Consider the following 15,676-nt stretch of genomic DNA (forward strand, 5'->3'; position numbering starts at 1 on the left):
GTATTAAGTGGAACTGATTCAGTAATTTCACGCCCCAGACCAAAAGCCCCCACAGTTAGAACTTTCTTTTGACCGGAATCCCCCCAGGAACTTTGAGCATCCAATAAAGCGCTACTTCCCAAACCGAGGTTTGTGCGAACGTCTGCAGCGTTAGTTGCACCAGTCCCGCCCTGGTCAATCGGGAGAGCACCGTTGGTCCCTTTCTGTGCCAGCTTACCGATGCCGGGGATAGTCACGGGGGTGCCGTTTATAGTTACCGTGATGCTCTGGTTTGCTGAGGTAGTAGCGAACGTCTCCCATGCGCCAATATTCTCGTCATACTCTTTGATGAGCTGAGACATGGCCTGTGCCAGCCCGTCGACCGAGATATTGTCTGATACCAGAATGCCGTACTTCTGGCCGCTGAACGCCGGTGATGCAGCAGGCGTTACCGTCATTGACGTGGCGCTGTTCACGGATGAAATCTGAAACATCTGCACCGGGTTGGACATAACAATAATCGTCTGCCCAGCGCGAACCTGACTGGCGGGTGCCGTCCAGTTCGTGCCGGTGCCGGTTGCGGTGTTTCCGTTAATGGCAATGGTGCCAGTGTTATAAAGCATATTTTCTCCAGGCAATAAAAAACCCCGCCGGAGCGAGGTTTGTTTAATAACGAATTGGATGAATTAAACGTACATGTCAGGTATTACTGGTAATGAGATAGGAGTAACACCCTGGTTCGCCAGCTGGCGATCGGCCCAGCCAACATAAGCTCCTCTGCCGACCCGCAGGCTTCCGTTCTGCATAACCAGCCCATAGTGATAATGGTTGATACGCTGGCCCGAGCTGTAACTGGGTATCCTCAGCCCAAAGCGCCCCACCGGAACGTAGCCTCCGCCGGGAACAGTCTGTGCTGTTGTTGAGGGAGTTAAGTTATTCCCCGTAAACACAAACGGCCTTTTAGCTGTCGAGAACGTACATTGCCCTGCCGCGTTATAAATATTGAGATCAGGATTCGCCGGTACCGGAGCCACCCCTCCTGCAAAAATAACGACATCCACCGTTCCGGTCATAGGCTGGTCAGTGGTGTTAGAACCATCATTCAGGAATATTAACCGGCTGCCGTTATAGTCCAGCGTATACGGGCTGTTCCATTTACAGCACACGAGATATTTACTGCGATCAAACCCGGCAATCGCTGGCGTATTCCATCCGGATGTCCCGACAGTAACCCTCGCCTTATAGATGCACATACCCACGTTTGATGCGGTTGTAATTGACGTAAAATCCGTGCTACTGGCAATGAGCAATCCGATATTTGAAGACTGACTGACGGGAAGAATCTGCCAGATCGTACCGGAGAAGGCCACTTGCGCCGGGTTGGGAAGACCAGGGCTGGATGCACCACTCCATTTCTGCGTCACCGTTGCGCCGGATATGGACACACTTTGCAGCATGAATATCCCGTAATCACTTATTACTGTTTCAGAAGGTATGAACAGCACAGTTGAACCTGCAACATACCCCGAAACGGTGGCCGTAGTACTCTTTCCCACACCGCCCGTTATTGCGCCGCCATAAGACGGGCAGCGCAATCCTGCTGTGATTTCCATTGGCTTACCGCCATCATTAAGATCAATCAGAAGTCCTGAAGGCATAGCACTACCAGCTCCCAAGTACGATGCGGCCACCACCGGGAATGTTAACGGTTATACCGTTGCCATTGATCACCGTTGTGTTCCCGGAGCCATTGAAAGAAAAATTACCATTTGTGGCGTAAATCGAGCCGCGAACGGTCACGTTGTTGAACGTCGCGTAACCTGATTTGTTGATGTGCCAGCCAACGTTCCCGGTACCGTCCCAGGTTGTCGACTGGATGTAGCTGCCGATTTTGGTGTTGTCGATAGTCCCTTCACCAATCACAGTATTTCGGATAATGGTCTGCCCGTTCTGAATAACAAACGGCAGTGTAACGTTGCCTCCGGCCTGAGTCATAACAGCGAAGCGGTCAGCCAGGAAAAGCACCTGGGATTGCATACCAGCTGGCGTGTTCTCAACTCCGATCCCCATCCCAGCAGCGTACTGTCGCCCGTTGGCGTCAACTGCTACTTTGATGTTGTACATCGCACTGAGGTTATTGTTCACGTCAGCCACGGCCTTCGCGTTTACTGTAATGGCAGCACTGTTCTCTCCAGATTTAACCGTTAGGGTGTTAATTTTCGTCGCCGATGCCTGAGTGAAGTCAGCAAGTGTTTCGGTCAGATCGGTGGAGTTGGAGATATTCCCGCCTGCAGACGCATCCAGCGTAACCAGCGCGCGGGCTACGGCCTGGCTGGTATCTGCAATGGTGGTATCTATGCGGTCAATGCTGGCGCTGTTCCCTGCGTTCGTTACGGTTTGAGAACGGCGAGCAGTAACCTGCGCCAGCCCGTTCTGGATAATGGCAATGGCTGAGTTCTTGACCCCGCCCGTCATGCCGTCCATAGACACACTGATGCTGTCGATTCGCTGGCCCAGCGCGGTATCAGCCGTCGCAACGGTCTGCTCAAGCTCTGAGAGGGAAGACGACACTTCACCGACCGTACTCGAAAGCTCATTAACGCTGGTCTGAACCTTCCCGACGTCCTGAGCATTTTTGGCGATATCCTTCGCCTGCTGCTCCAGTTCGTCGTTGGCCTGTTTGATGTCGTCAGCCATACCAGCAATTTTTTCATTGCTGTCCACCGCGTTCTCGATCAGGTACTTGAAGGTATCCGAGTCTCTAATCTCCTCCAAGATCACATCGGTGATGTCGGACACATCGATACTGGCCTGACCGCGCACCCATTCTGTGTAACCTGATTCGTTACCGCTGCGGTCCACCAGCTGCGCGCGGTACCAGAAAATCTGCCCAGCCTTAAGACCCATCTGCTGATATTTGCGCTGCGGGTAAGGCACATCGGCCAGCAGCATTGCATCGTCTTCGGCACCGGTCAGGCTGTACTGAATTTCCGTCTTCAGCGTGTCGTCGGTATTCGCCGGGAATCCCCAATTCAGCTCGATACCGAATACCACGTTTTCAGAAGCGATGAAGCCAACCGGCTTCGGTGGGTTGCCCACTTTACCCGTCAGCGTTTTCTCTTCTGAATAGCCCCATCCGGATGAAATTTCTGCGGCATTAATTGCGCGCACACGCACCAGGTAGCGCCCGGCATAAATCCCCGGTACGTCGAATGACGTGGTGGAGCTGCGCGGCACGTTAACCCAGTTCCCATCGTTGCGGCGCCATTGCGCTTCATAGGCGATAGCGTTCTGCGCCTGGTCCCAGCTCACGCGCATCGTTTCGACGCTGATATTTTGCTGCACCACAGAAAACGAGCTGATCACAATGTTCGCAGGCGACGACTGATTACCTGGCGGGATCACGCTCACCGGCCGCTGGTCAATGATGGCCCCGCTATCAATGCGATCGAATTTATCCGGATCGTGATTTGCACCGACGATAGTGAACGTGCCGTCATTATTATCAGTTACCGTAATAACGCGATACTGCTGTGCGTAGAGCTCATCAGACTCAATGACCCATACGGCCTCAGCCACAGGCGTTTCGCTGTAAGCGGTCGTAACGGTCACTTTATTGCCCATAATCGACTGAATGGTGCGTGACTGTGAAACACCCGACGGAAGATTGACAATCATCCTGTCGGCTGCCGAAGCATCCGGTGCCCTGTCCAGCGTCAGCACGCGACCATTCACCGCAGAGATACGGCCGCCCAGGTCGCGCCCGGAGAGATTTCGGTCCGCTACAGCGATTACATAGCCAGGCTGCGGAATGTTGCCATCTTCCCCTACATTGAAAGTAACAACGCGATCTTTGTTGTTGGTGAGGATCCCCCATCGCCCTTTCCGATTCGCTTCTGACTGACGGGTACAGCCGATCGCAGTTATCTCAAGTTGATTAAACCCATAACGCGCAACCAGCGCCTGCTCAAAAACAGGCTCCATCGCATCAGAATAAGCGTTATCAGGATCAGACCAGGACACCAGCGCATTCGTGTAACGGTTCTTTGTGGTGCTGCTGGAATAGGTAAATCGCCCATCAATAACGTTCGCATGCGTGTATGTAAAATCGACATCTCTCGGCATGTCCGCCAGCGCCACAATCTGATCGTCGCCCCAGTAGGTCATCCCACGGAAGATTGCAGCAAAATCACGCAGGACAGTATAAGCGTCGTTGCGTTCCTGAATGTACACGTTGCAGGTATAGCGTGGTTCGGTACCACTTCCGCCTTTGCCGTCCGGTACCATCTGATCGCAATACTGTGCAACCTGGTAGAGCGTCCATTTATCAATGTTGGCCGTTGTAAGACGATCCCCAAGTCCGAAACGATCGCTAACCACCAGGTCATAGAAAATCCATGCAGGGTTATCGGTCCAGGCCCATTTAAATGTCCCAGCCCACGTACCGCTATACGTGCGGGTTTCGGGGTCGTAAGTATCCGGAACGCGGATAACGCGGCCGCGGGGCTCGCAGGAGATCTGCGGGATAGAACCGTTAAACTGGCTGGAATCGAATTCGATATAAAGCAGCGCTGTGTTTGGATAGCGTAATTTGGCGTCAATTACCTCAGTGAAGCTCTGCAGCATCATCGTATCGCCGATCTTCGCGCTGTTGGCATCAGACGTAATCTTACGCAGTCGGATTGTCCAGGTACTGCCAGCCTGAGGTAAATCAATACGATGGCTGCGCTCGTAACCTGACGTCGTTTTGCCGGTTACGCTTGTATTGAGTACCGTCTGCCATGCGCCACCGTCCGTCTGCAGGTCAATCGCATAATTAACCGAGTAACCGACCAGATCGCCGTCGTCCTCCTGCTTGAAAAGCGAAGGCCATTTCAGGCGCAGGCGAACCGCTGAAAGCTGCGTATTGGTAAACGTGCGCGTCCACGCTGTAGCGCTCGATACCTCAGTTCCCACGTTGATTTCGTTTTCGGTACCGGGTATGCCCTGAATATATTTTTGCGCCTGAGTTCCCGCGCGAAATTCCCACGTAACGCCGCTGAAGTTTTGAGAGCCGTCAGCATTCTCCAGAGCCGTTCCGTCCAGGTAGATATCTTTCGCCGTCAGTTGCCCTGCAAATTCCCCCTCTCCCAGTGCAACAAGGATTTTTGCCTTTGCTACAGATTGCAGATCGTCAGGCTGTTCGGTAGGGGTTCGTGAACTCGAGCTGCCGCCCTTGCGGCCCTTTATAGCGATTGCAGTTGCCATATTGCGCCCATAAAAAAAGCCACCCGAAGGTGGCCTGAAGAAGGTTTTTATTTATTGCTGGTCTTCGACATAAATCCCGGCAGAAATAATCGCGCCGCCGATTCGCCGGCGGCCATAAAGAAGTGGTACCGGATTCCCCTGAGCTGTCGTGTTTGTTACTCCACCAAAGGCGTAGCTGGCTTGGTTATCCGCAGATTGCTTACTGGCGAGCCCGGTTGTCTGTGGAGAAAGCATCTGGACTACGCCGCCGATCGCCATTGATGCCCCAATCCCCGCCACAGCACCCCATCCACCAGCGAAAGCGGTACCACCAATCCCGATCGCGGCCCCTCCCGTGACGAACGCAGCAACAGCGACAAGGGCAGCCCCGAGGATTGTCTGAAACACCCCGGCTCGCTTACTGCCGATGATCACCGGCACGATGCGGATTTCCTCTGTGCTCCTGTCCATATTAAGCTCATCGTTTAAGAGGTTTCGTTTCCCGCTGAATACCGCATAAGTTAAACCTCGTTGCTTACTGGTATTCAGGAAACGCTCAAAACCCGGCACGATAACGCTCAGGGCGCGGATGGCCTCTTTTGGTGAAGCTACTGATAAACGATATTCACGCCCGAAGGTGGCGCCTAGCACGCCGTACAATCGAATTGTGCGGACCGGCTCAGCATTGAGTAATGCAACCATTTTTCCTCCATAAAAACTGTCACAGGCAGTTATCAGAAACAGTCTTTAAAGCGCAGTATTTTCATTGTGCGCTCACGCCAGTAGCCGCCATACGGCACGCGCTGGCTCAGATGCCCATAAAGGTGATGCAGTAGCATGTTGCCTTCCAGCAGAATCCCCGCATGATTCCACTTATCAGCCTGAACCTGCATGATCACCATATCGCCAGGTTTTGGCGGCCCGTCGAATTCACGGAATCCGCACTCATACCAGCAATCCTGATAGAAGTTGTCCGGATAGTCGTTTTCCCACCAGGGATAATCGACCCGGTAATCGTGAAGCTCTATCCCGTACGTTTGCCGGTAATAGCTCATCACCAGCCCCCAGCAGTCAAAGTGACCAAGCACAAACGGACGCTCGAGCAACGGCAGTTCTCCACGCGGCTGGATGGTCCGTAAATCCCCCTCCGGCCAGCTCACGATATGCCAGGGTAAAAGGGTTGCATCGCATTGCGCTTTATCCAGTTCGCTCGGTTGCGTCGAGGCATCAGGGTGACTGTGAGCGATAGCTATGACCTTCCCCCAGTCCTCAGCAGCTGCATAGTCTTCGGGGCAAAGGACAAAATTGTCCTCCGGCGCCGCGGCAAGATTCCGGCACGGGAAATAACGTTCAACACGGCTTTTTTGCGCCACCACGCCGCAACACTCACGAGGATACTCGGCTGCAGCATGGGCCATAATCGCATCGATGGTTTTCTGACGCATATCAGCTCCTGATCAAAGACGTGCCCGGAAAACCACCGAACGAGAGTTCGTTATTTTCGCCGAATCGAAGTTTGCAGGCCGTTAGCGTGCCGTTGCATTCATCCAGCGACGGATCACTCACCGGGTTGTTGTTTTTGTCGAAATAGCGGGTACCGGCATAGTCGCAGCCGTCGCCGGTGCGATATTTATTCCGGATACACCAGGTACACAGAGAATGAAGTTGACGTGTAGGGATCATCTTTCCCTGTAACGACATTGGGCTATCGAGTACGAATTCGATACTTTCGCCCGGAATTTCGCTGCTTTTGCTATCAATGTAAAAAACTCGTTTTCTGACCTGTTGCGGATCAGCTGTTGCGTTACCTTCTGGGAAGTTCTTCGCATCGAGATAATGCGAATAAGTGTCATGGATAGTGACTTTCGCCTGTAGCATATCGTCATAGGCAAGGCACAGCGCTGTAATCTTGCTATCGATATCAGCGACCGTGAGCGTTGGCTGGGCACTGTTGCCGTCTGTGGAGGCTTCAAGCCCTTCAATTTGATACGGCCAGGCGGCATATTCTTCCCCCTGCCACCAGATGCTTTTCGCCTGCAGCTTTGATTCATCACCACCAGCGGCGGCGATTTCTTCTTCCGTGTGCGGGAGGTTGTACGCGTGAAATCGCAGTACATCATCCACGCCGAAAGTAGAGCCATCAACTTCTATAAGCCGGACTTTGTTTCCGGGCTCAAGGCTTTGATAGTCTGCTGTGATCATGGTGCGTACGCCTGTTTGAATGTTGCGGAAATGGTTATGACTTTGCTGGATAAGGGCTGTGACTTGATTGATTCGGCCTCGATACGATACAGCCCTGTTTCGCCAACTGGAGATGTCCAGATGAATGATTTGGTGACGTGAGAACGAAAGAACTTCAGGGCCTGAAGCATGTCCGCTTTTTTCCCCGTGAGTGTTACAGGCCAAGACTGCTTTTCAGGATTAATGCCCTCCCCGGCGATCTGCTCATAGCCGTCTCCAAAGGTTGCAGAGCGCGTTTTAAGGCTGAACGATCCTTCCATTCCCGCCTGTATCTGTGTTCGCCAGGTGAATGTTTCCAAGGCCATGTTTGCTCCATAAAAAAAGCCACCCGAAGGTGGCTTGTGATAGTAGAGAAGAAGATTAACGGGTTTCACAACCAAGCTGAGACTTGTCGATAATCTGCGTGCCTTCAACACGGTAACCATATGTGCCGAACAGAAATGCGTGGTTTAATTGATAAATAACAACATCGCTTAGGCCTACGGAACACTTATCTTTTTCAATAGCTCGATCCATTGCAGTTTTAACGCTTGGAATGCCCAGCGGGAAAATAACAATTGGAGCTTTGTCTTCACCAGTCACACGTTGACCTTTTTCAAACTTAGCTGCGTTCAGATTGTAATTTTTGGTACTACCAACGGTCATATCAGCAACACGAACAGTACAGCCAGACAACATTAATGCCCCAAGAGCTAAAGCCACTACCTTCTTCATTTTAAGTTTCCTTTAATTGCAATCGGAAACATCTTAACACGATGAATAATATGTTCAAAAAAAACACCAAAGTGTCTTATCTTGATTTTGTTGCATTCCAGATGAGGCCGCCTGGCTGAAGTTGTTTGGCAATCCCAGCACGAACAGACTGATCAATGGTCTGCTTATAAGCCCGAGTAATAGCATCGTTGTTACCAGATGCCTGCTGCTGAGTGTTCTGGTTATGAACGACCACGGACGTTTGAACGGTTACACCGCCAGTTGCCGAAGATTGCAGCCCATACATCGGGGCATGGCCAACATAGCCGCCGTTTGCATACCCCTGAGCACCTCGCATAAGCGCATAAAGATTACGGACACCCAGTGCACTGGTCGCTTCCTTCGTAAACACAAACTCACCGCCGTGAACCACGCCTTTCGGTTGGTACTTACCACCATCACCGGTGTAGCCACCGCTATCGAATCGCGGCACCAGACCGCCATCAGAGAAACCAAAGAACGCACCGATACCCGTTCCACCAAAGGCTGACTTCATTCCATTGACCAGAGCCAGTTGCGTCAGCATCTGGGCGATACCCTTCAGGAAAGTAGACAGGAAATCAGAGAAGTTAGATTTACCAGTAGTAAAAAAGTCAGTGAGCGTGCTGGCCATCCCGGTGAACGTATTGCTGGTAATCGTCTGAACCTGCGAGTAAACATCGGTCGCGCTGTCTTCAAATTCAGCCCAGCCCTTTTTCGCGCCAGTCAGCCAGTCTCCACGTAACCTGTCCTCTGCCTCATAGTAATCATTCGCCGCTTTAAGCTGCTTCTGATAACCCTCGTCGTCAAGCGAACCGCCAGCATTGTTCCAGCCAGCGGCAAGCTGACTCTTTGCCAGTTCACGTTGTGCCTGACGGTCACTCATCCCGGCACCGTTCACTAATGCAGCCTGCTTCTCTGCCATCTGCGTAACGTATTTCTGCGAGGTATCCATTCGCTTGTTCAGCTGTTCCTGAGCGGTAATCTGATCACCTAACAGGGCTTTCTGCCGTGCCAACTGAAGCACCTGGTCTTTACTCGCCAGCAGGGATTTCTCCTGCTTTGTCAGTGAACGTGAACGCGAGGCCTCCTCCAGCACCTGAAATTTCGCTTCAGTCGTCCACAGTTCTTTGCGCTGCTGGCTGATAGTGTCGTTCAGCCCTTTATGCTGCTGCAGCGCGCGTAACTGTGCCTGAAGCGCCAGTAATTCGGCCTGGGCAGCATCCGTGCTGCGATCGCCAGCCGATAAAGTGCCCTGCTTTCCGGTTTTGGTCTTTTTGCCAAAAGCAGCGACTCCTTCCCGATCCTTCTGGGTGGTTGCGGTACTTATCTTTCTGGTCGTATCGAGGTATTTACCTGCACTGATATCAGCCGCATCCCAGTCTTTTTTCAGCTGAGAGACGCTGTCACCATATGCGCCGGCCATTTGTTCGTTGTAGTCCTGCCATCCCTGCAAAGTATCTGTTTTCGCCCAGTCAGGAACGAGGTTAATCGCGGCAGCGATAGAGGATGAAATGATCTGGTTCAGCTTCTGGAAAACGATCGCAACGCTGTAATAAATTGCGTTGAATTCCTTCAGTGTGTTTGATGCCAGCTCAGCTACCCACTGACCGATACTCTGCATGGCCTCAGACGCCCAGCCCTTGATATCCAGCCACAGGCGACCAAACGGTGTCAGCGAGTCGTAAGCCTGCTCCCCACGTTTTGCCATCGTATCGCCAAACAGGTCCATAGCCTGCGTAACGGCCGCGGTCTGGTCCTTTTGCTTTATCAGATCGTCAACATGCTTAAGTTGTGAAACGGTCAGGAAATTATATTGTTCGTTGAGACTCTGCAGCGCTTTAACAGGGTCTTTTTCGATGTCCTTATAGGCTTTGGTGATGTCCTGCGCCGAGACTATACCGGTCTGAACCGCCAGCGCCGTGGAGCCCGCTGCTTTTTCAAGTTGCTGCTGTGTCAGCGATCCCATGCCAACCAACTCAGTCATCAAACTCTGAACGGTTCCTACAGTAGCGCCAGTAGAGGCAGCAATAGACTGGGAGGAAGCCATGATCTGGAGCGCTGACGTGCCGGCAATATTGCCAGTCCTGATAATGGCCTTGTTGATTTCGTCGTAGGCGGTGAAGTAGTCCGAGCCCGCTTTGGCCGCAATCAGCACAGCACCGGCCAGGCCACCAATGGCCACTCGGGCAGGGGTCACCATCGACAACATCGCTTTCAGCGCATTGCCTACACCGCCAAACGAGTCACGGAGCTGACCGCCCTGCTGAATAGCAACCATATAAACCGGCATACCGGAAGCCAGTGAGGTCACAATGTCGGTAATTTGCATCGGGAGATAACGCATAGCATTGCGGTATTGTCCCGCGCTGATAGCCCCAGACTTCCACGCTTCCTCCTGCTCTTTCAGCTTTGCGATCATTGGTGCAGCACGATCGGATACGCCGAGCTGGACAGCTTTTAGCTCTAACAGTTCTGCGCGTGTTTTTCCGATTGCTGTAACCTGCTCCTCCAGCGAATCGATAAAGGTTTTACCCGCTGCAGCTGCACGCTGCGCTGCCTGAGCCTGCTCAATGCGAGCCCGCCCCTCTGCGGTTTCAGACTCCATTACCTGTGCCAGTTTTGCACGAGTAGTCTCAAGCACGCTGTTGTAACGAGTAAAATCCTCGTCTCCCACCAGCCCTTTACCGCGAAATTTCGCCAGGCTCTCCTGGATAGTGTCCAGTTCATCCAGCGCCTTGTTTACCGGGCTGATTTTATTCAGCAGGTTCTGCAGTTCCTGACGCTGCTGCTTCAGGCTTTCGCTGTTTTTCTTCTGGTTATCGATACCGGTGCGGAACGTGCTGTTCAGGTCATCCGCTTTACCTGCCGCGGCGGACGCGGTCTCCTGAAAGCGATCCAGTGCCTGGTTACCACGCTCCAGCTCACTGGTATTTACGCGCAGAGAAATCGTGGCGATATCGTTACTCATTCCGCCCTCTCTTTATGCATAACTTTTAGTGCGGCGCTCTCCATGATTCGGATGTCCGAAAGCGCGGTTGCCTCGTCCTCGACGTGGTGCAGGCGCATTACCCAGGGCAGCACGTTGTAATCAAGCCCTGATGCCCCTCCCATACCCGTGCGCCACTGCGTGCTGACAGCCTGAAACACCAGGAATGAAGGCCATACATCTGGCCATACGTCGATGTATTGATCGTCGTAGTCATCCGGCGAAAGACCATAGGGCGCCAGGTCTGCCGCTGTGGGTTCAGGCGTATAGAATGCAGAGGCAACCGCTATTAGTTTTTTTCGCGCTGCCCCATCAGCTCGCGGTAGTAGGTTTCCGGAATGGCCTTCATTGCCGCCGGATAGTTTTCAAGCAGTACCGACAGATTCTCCGCGTTGAACGCATCGGGAAGTGCCCAACCAGAAATGATTTCCATTAGAAAATCAGTGGCGGTTTTGCCTTCGAGTCTTTCCAGGTCAGCTAGTTCTTTAAGCGGCTTGTGATTAAACGTGAACGTCAGCACGCCATCCTCATCCCCGGCACGGGGAATCGAGACATTGGCCTTAAAAGTAGGTTTGGGCTGAAGAGTGAATTTGGTCGCCATTGATACCTCTTACGAAAAAAATGCCTCCGCAAAGGGAGGCAAAGATAGTGAAAGTTCTGACGGGTCAGGCGGCAGCGTCGGTCAACTTATAGAACGTCATCGCCGGTGACTGCAGGTTCAGCACCACACTCACTGTCTCTACCTCGTTAACCGCAGTAGTCGGCGTGTCGTCAAAAGATGCCGTGGCCGCCCAGTAACGGTTTTCTTTCGCCTTCGGCACGTACATGTACGCCGCCACAGTCTCTTCGTCTTCGTCCAGTTGGCGCAGCAACGGATATACCGGGAGAGTTGAGTCGTGAGCGATCGAGTAGGTCTGAGAGACTGCGGATTTATAGGTGTTCAGGTTGCGCTGGCGATCATCGCTGAGGAACTGAATCTGCGTGGTGTTCTGATCACCACCTGATTTCGATACCTCAGTGATTTGTGGCAGTTCGGTCCATTCTTCAATTTTGCGAATGGAGCCGGAACCACCGCCCGCCGCGTATTTGTTTTTGTTGGTGGTATTGATGTTGCGAAGAGTGACAGCATTCTCCGCAATCGCGTCGATTTTCGCGATAACGTTATCAATACCCGACCAGTTGCAGTTCACGTGAACGATATCGCCGACCGCGATATCGTCTGCGGCGCTGACGGTGATCACCGCGTGCTCAGCATTCGTCGCGCCGGTGAAAGTAATGGCCGGGCCGTAGCCCGACGCCAGATAAACATGAGCGCCGTTAGGCAGTGCAAAGCCCATAATGATTTCTCCTTCAGAAACGGGAAAACCGGCTCAAGGCCGGTCAGTTGTGGGACATCAGAGGGGAATCAGCTGGTAATGTCTGCCCGATAATTCAGGCTGACAGGAACGGTGTAGGACACAGGTGTAGGGACGCCGCGGAATATGCCAGGCGCGCTGCTAATCCAGCAGGTAAAGTCTTTGCCTGCAATTTCCAGCCCCTCGGGGAACAATTCCGCTACTCTGCCCGCCAGGGCAACGACGGAGGTACGGCCGGAGCCGGCTGGCGCTACGACATTAATCTGGTACACGCCTGAATAAGTCCGGCAGCGTAATCCGAGATCGATTGTTCGCGGCGTAACGGGCATATCGTGAACGGCCAGGTACATCTCGTTAGCAGGAGGTGTGAACGGCACGTTCTCCCATGCAACCGAAATGCCCTCGGCATCGGCCCAGGCACCCAGTCTGGCGGCCAGTGCAGATGCAATATCTGGAATCACTTAGTCACCTCCCTGACAGCTTCCTCAAAGAAGCGTTGAAACTCAGCTGCAGTTATGCGGACCATGCCGCCCGGAGCCTGTGTGGAATGCCCCATTTCAAGCGGGTAGGCATAGGGCACGTTGTTGCAGAAATAAATGGCCTTCATCCCGACTTTGAAGAGCGACAGCGTGTAGTTCCCGGCCGCTTTTGTCAGATCACCTGTCTTATCAACCCGGCCTGTCTCGTCAGTCGTTGGCGCATCAAAGGACACCTGCCAGTTACCGCGAAAGCGTCCGCCCGTATACCCTGGCGGTGCTTTGATATCCATCCCATCCACCACCCGGGCTTTTTTCTTCAGTCGCCCGGTTTTGGTCAGTTTGTCGGGATTGGCGCGCTGCGCCTCGTTGTGGTCGAGAACAGCGCGATTATAGGAAACGGCTGTCTGGTTAACTTCCCACAACTCCGGGTTGCCCACTGGAGACATCACCACCAGCTGGTTAAGGATTTTGATTCCGACGGCGCGCACCACTGCTTCCTGATTCGTTTTCGCCTTGTTAACGAAAGCCGTGATTTCAGCCAGGAAAGCCGCATTCTCGCCCATGTTATGCCCTCAGTTGCACTTTGTAGCAAAGCACCAGTGCAGCAGGTTTTGCCGGGTTCGGTTTGACAACACGGTAGGCTGTGCCGTCAATATCAACCACATCGCCGATTTTAATTTCCTGCTCTGCCGTAAAAACGATCTGCACATCGCCGTTAACGATGACCGTTCCATCAATTTCGCCTGGCGCGTATTCAGTCTTCACGCCCACAGCAGTAAAACGTACCGCTTCAGTTTTATGCTCAACGCCACCAATAACCGTTATCGAACCTTTACGGGTGACGTTGTACGCCACGCCGTTCTGCCTGAGCATGCGCGTCGTTCTGGCCTGCATACGTTGGTAATCAATCGCCATATCAGGCCCTCTCTGCAAATGCATTGATGGCGTAACCACGACCACCAGCGAGGTCGCCCAGCAGCGCCATAACGGTAGGATAGGAAGGGGTGAAGACTTCACCATCGGCAACCGCATAGGTCATGGTTACGGCGCCTTCGACACGTTCGGTTTTAACCGCGGCCTCACGAACGCTTGAAAGCAGATCGCCCTCAATCGCCTCGATAGCCAGCATGCATTGTGCGGAGGTAACCTGCCGCGGCACTTGGTCGGGTGGGAAATCATGACCATCCAGAATGATATTCGCCCGTGGCCAGGCCAGCGGCTGTCGAGGGTCTGCTTTTGAGCCAACCCAGTCCAGCCCCTCCAGGTAATCCATCGCCTTAATCAACAAAGGAGTGAGCTTGTCAGGTAGTTCAATGCCGCGTATTGCCGCAAACGAGGCAAGATCCTCTTCACTGGCGTAGCTGTTGGCATCAGAAGAGGTGATATCGGTATTGATCATCGAATAATCCTGTTTATGGGGCTTTCGCCCCATTCGTTATTCTCCGGCAGGCGCAGTAAAGGTGATCAAATCAGTGGTTTTCGCCACACCTTCAACCGTGCCGGTTACCGTGAAGGTGCCAGCAACGTCTGATGTGAGTTTCACCGTTGCACCACCAGCAGAGCCTGTTTGAGAACTGGCCGTGCTGAGCGTGCCGCCCGTTGAACTCCATGCAACAGTTTTACCGGAAACACCTGCGCCGTTTAGCGTGTACTTCAGGGAAATGGTGACCGCATCGGTGCTGTCAGCGGTTGCGGAGGTTTTATCCGCTGACAGCGTTACTCCCCCACTGCGGATTCCAGCTTAATCAGCACGCCAGCCGTAGATTTGTTGCTGGTGAAGTGCTTCTTCCAATTACCTGCAGTTCCGATTTTGGTCAGGTCTGGGTTATCGCCTTTGGAGGTATCCCAGCTGTAACCCAGCAGGTCGACATTCACCACGCCTTCAGCGCGGTATCCGATAGCCAGGTTTTCCTGGTCGTTGATGTCGTAGGAACGGAAGCCCGGCGCCTGAGACTCGGTGACGGTAACCGCTCCGGCCACCAGCCCAAGGATCGCATCAGCATCCATAGTGTCGGTAACCAGTACAGGTTTACCCAGCGTGCCCGGCTGCCCGCCGTAAACCACAACGCCTGCTTCTTCGTAGATTTTGTTGGCAATCGCCTCATCCACGATGTCGAAGTAAGTGGCGGAGTGCATAACGAAGAGCACCACACGGTTGAACTTATCGCCGTATTTGCGCAGGCCGCGCGTCAGAGTCTTTTTACCGTCAGTCTCAATGTCGGCGGTTACGACCATGTCGGCGTTAGCGCCAATCGCCGCAGTCAGCGCTTTCAGACCATATTTCACGTAGCCTTCCAGCGTCGCGTCAGCCACATCAGTGCCGATTACTTCGGAGAACTCGTCAACCGAGCGGCCACGGCGTTTGAATGCTTCTTCAGTCGTTTCGTATGGACCGTATTTCCACGGCGCTTTGACGGAGACGGCTTCACCTGCGCCAATCTTCTTACCCGTCACTTTTTCGGTGGAGTTAACATCACGCGATTCGATCGAGCCGCCCACCTTGTAGAAGGCACGTTTGCGGAAATCACCTTCAATAAGCTCGTTATCCAGCAGAATCGCCCCGTTGGAAGAGGCATTAAAGATTGCCAGGTTATCCTGTCGGCGCTCAAGGAAAGCGGTCTGAGCCAGGTCGTCATAAATAATCAGGTCGGTATTAACAGTCGTCATTCGGGAAA

Annotated in this window: 17 protein-coding genes and 1 pseudogene; all 18 read right to left on the reverse strand. The window is 53.1% G+C overall.

Features of this window, described 5'->3' with window-relative positions; all coding sequences use genetic code 11:
• Positions 1-602 (reverse strand): annotated as a pseudogene (locus OWK27_RS17095) (phage tail protein); the annotation flags it as partial.
• 63 nt (positions 603-665) lie between these two features.
• Entirely contained in the window at positions 666-1,637 is a 972-nt protein-coding gene (locus OWK27_RS17100) for a DUF6453 family protein (protein ID WP_267590835.1), read from the reverse strand.
• Positions 1,638-1,641: 4 nt separating this feature from the next.
• Positions 1,642-5,226 (reverse strand): host specificity protein J, encoded by a 3,585-nt coding sequence (locus OWK27_RS17105; protein ID WP_267590836.1) that lies wholly within the window; start codon positions 5,224-5,226, stop codon positions 1,642-1,644.
• Between the two features lie 51 nt (positions 5,227-5,277).
• Positions 5,278-5,907: a tail assembly protein gene (locus tag OWK27_RS17110; protein ID WP_267590837.1), complete on the reverse strand. Its 630-nt coding sequence runs from the start codon at positions 5,905-5,907 to the stop codon at positions 5,278-5,280.
• Positions 5,908-5,939: 32 nt separating this feature from the next.
• Entirely contained in the window at positions 5,940-6,650 is a 711-nt protein-coding gene (locus tag OWK27_RS17115; protein WP_029882041.1) for a C40 family peptidase, read from the reverse strand.
• 1 nt (position 6,651) lies between these two features.
• The gene (locus OWK27_RS17120) at positions 6,652-7,407 is read right to left on the reverse strand and encodes a phage minor tail protein L (protein WP_230135946.1); all 756 of its coding nucleotides are present in this window, start codon (positions 7,405-7,407) and stop codon (positions 6,652-6,654) included.
• Positions 7,404-7,751, reverse strand: coding sequence for a phage tail protein (locus OWK27_RS17125; RefSeq protein WP_219284603.1), 348 nt, complete (start codon positions 7,749-7,751; stop codon positions 7,404-7,406). The genes OWK27_RS17120 and OWK27_RS17125 overlap by 4 nt, the downstream gene beginning before the upstream one ends.
• A gap of 55 nt (positions 7,752-7,806) precedes the next feature.
• The gene (locus OWK27_RS17130) at positions 7,807-8,160 is read right to left on the reverse strand and encodes a hypothetical protein (RefSeq protein ID WP_020690998.1); all 354 of its coding nucleotides are present in this window, start codon (positions 8,158-8,160) and stop codon (positions 7,807-7,809) included.
• Between the two features lie 76 nt (positions 8,161-8,236).
• Positions 8,237-11,149, reverse strand: coding sequence for a phage tail tape measure protein (locus tag OWK27_RS17135; protein WP_267590838.1), 2,913 nt, complete (start codon positions 11,147-11,149; stop codon positions 8,237-8,239).
• Positions 11,146-11,457: a DUF1799 domain-containing protein gene (locus tag OWK27_RS17140; RefSeq protein ID WP_239504210.1), complete on the reverse strand. Its 312-nt coding sequence runs from the start codon at positions 11,455-11,457 to the stop codon at positions 11,146-11,148. The genes OWK27_RS17135 and OWK27_RS17140 overlap by 4 nt, the downstream gene beginning before the upstream one ends.
• Positions 11,457-11,768 (reverse strand): phage tail assembly chaperone, encoded by a 312-nt coding sequence (locus tag OWK27_RS17145; RefSeq protein ID WP_020690995.1) that lies wholly within the window; start codon positions 11,766-11,768, stop codon positions 11,457-11,459. The genes OWK27_RS17140 and OWK27_RS17145 overlap by 1 nt, the downstream gene beginning before the upstream one ends.
• 64 nt (positions 11,769-11,832) lie before the next feature.
• Positions 11,833-12,504, reverse strand: a complete 672-nt coding sequence (locus tag OWK27_RS17150; protein WP_020690994.1) for a phage tail protein — start codon at positions 12,502-12,504, stop codon at positions 11,833-11,835.
• A gap of 68 nt (positions 12,505-12,572) precedes the next feature.
• Positions 12,573-12,983, reverse strand: a complete 411-nt coding sequence (locus OWK27_RS17155; RefSeq protein ID WP_194500513.1) for a DUF4128 domain-containing protein — start codon at positions 12,981-12,983, stop codon at positions 12,573-12,575.
• Positions 12,980-13,564: a hypothetical protein gene (locus OWK27_RS17160; protein ID WP_267590839.1), complete on the reverse strand. Its 585-nt coding sequence runs from the start codon at positions 13,562-13,564 to the stop codon at positions 12,980-12,982. Before OWK27_RS17160 ends, OWK27_RS17155 begins: the two co-directional genes overlap by 4 nt.
• Before the next feature lies 1 nt (position 13,565).
• Positions 13,566-13,916 (reverse strand): hypothetical protein, encoded by a 351-nt coding sequence (locus OWK27_RS17165; protein ID WP_267590840.1) that lies wholly within the window; start codon positions 13,914-13,916, stop codon positions 13,566-13,568.
• A 1-nt stretch (position 13,917) separates the two neighbouring features.
• Positions 13,918-14,400 carry a DnaT-like ssDNA-binding protein gene (locus tag OWK27_RS17170; protein ID WP_267590841.1) on the reverse strand — a complete coding sequence of 161 codons (483 nt, stop codon included), beginning with the start codon at positions 14,398-14,400 and terminating at the stop codon, positions 13,918-13,920.
• Positions 14,401-14,436: 36 nt separating this feature from the next.
• The gene (locus OWK27_RS17175; protein WP_324291174.1) at positions 14,437-14,736 is read right to left on the reverse strand and encodes an Ig-like domain-containing protein; all 300 of its coding nucleotides are present in this window, start codon (positions 14,734-14,736) and stop codon (positions 14,437-14,439) included.
• Positions 14,718-15,668 (reverse strand): major capsid protein, encoded by a 951-nt coding sequence (locus tag OWK27_RS17180; RefSeq protein ID WP_248076063.1) that lies wholly within the window; start codon positions 15,666-15,668, stop codon positions 14,718-14,720. The genes OWK27_RS17175 and OWK27_RS17180 overlap by 19 nt, the downstream gene beginning before the upstream one ends.
• Positions 15,669-15,676: the final 8 nt, after the last annotated feature.

The organism is Enterobacter cloacae complex sp. 2022EL-00788, from assembly GCF_026627565.1.
GTDB classification, from domain to species: Bacteria; Pseudomonadota; Gammaproteobacteria; order Enterobacterales; family Enterobacteriaceae; genus Enterobacter; species Enterobacter pasteurii.

Coding starts and splice junctions, on each gene's coding strand:
- OWK27_RS17100 (WP_267590835.1), bottom strand. CDS start 1,637: ATGCCTTCAGGACTTCTGATTGATCTTAATGATGGCGGTAAGCCAATG.
- OWK27_RS17105 (WP_267590836.1), bottom strand. CDS start 5,226: ATGGCAACTGCAATCGCTATAAAGGGCCGCAAGGGCGGCAGCTCGAGT.
- OWK27_RS17110 (WP_267590837.1), bottom strand. CDS start 5,907: ATGGTTGCATTACTCAATGCTGAGCCGGTCCGCACAATTCGATTGTAC.
- OWK27_RS17115 (WP_029882041.1), bottom strand. CDS start 6,650: ATGCGTCAGAAAACCATCGATGCGATTATGGCCCATGCTGCAGCCGAG.
- OWK27_RS17120 (WP_230135946.1), bottom strand. CDS start 7,407: ATGATCACAGCAGACTATCAAAGCCTTGAGCCCGGAAACAAAGTCCGG.
- OWK27_RS17125 (WP_219284603.1), bottom strand. CDS start 7,751: ATGGCCTTGGAAACATTCACCTGGCGAACACAGATACAGGCGGGAATG.
- OWK27_RS17130 (WP_020690998.1), bottom strand. CDS start 8,160: ATGAAGAAGGTAGTGGCTTTAGCTCTTGGGGCATTAATGTTGTCTGGC.
- OWK27_RS17135 (WP_267590838.1), bottom strand. CDS start 11,149: ATGAGTAACGATATCGCCACGATTTCTCTGCGCGTAAATACCAGTGAG.
- OWK27_RS17145 (WP_020690995.1), bottom strand. CDS start 11,768: ATGGCGACCAAATTCACTCTTCAGCCCAAACCTACTTTTAAGGCCAAT.
- OWK27_RS17150 (WP_020690994.1), bottom strand. CDS start 12,504: ATGGGCTTTGCACTGCCTAACGGCGCTCATGTTTATCTGGCGTCGGGC.
- OWK27_RS17160 (WP_267590839.1), bottom strand. CDS start 13,564: ATGGGCGAGAATGCGGCTTTCCTGGCTGAAATCACGGCTTTCGTTAAC.
- OWK27_RS17165 (WP_267590840.1), bottom strand. CDS start 13,916: ATGGCGATTGATTACCAACGTATGCAGGCCAGAACGACGCGCATGCTC.
- OWK27_RS17170 (WP_267590841.1), bottom strand. CDS start 14,400: ATGATCAATACCGATATCACCTCTTCTGATGCCAACAGCTACGCCAGT.
- OWK27_RS17180 (WP_248076063.1), bottom strand. CDS start 15,668: ATGACGACTGTTAATACCGACCTGATTATTTATGACGACCTGGCTCAG.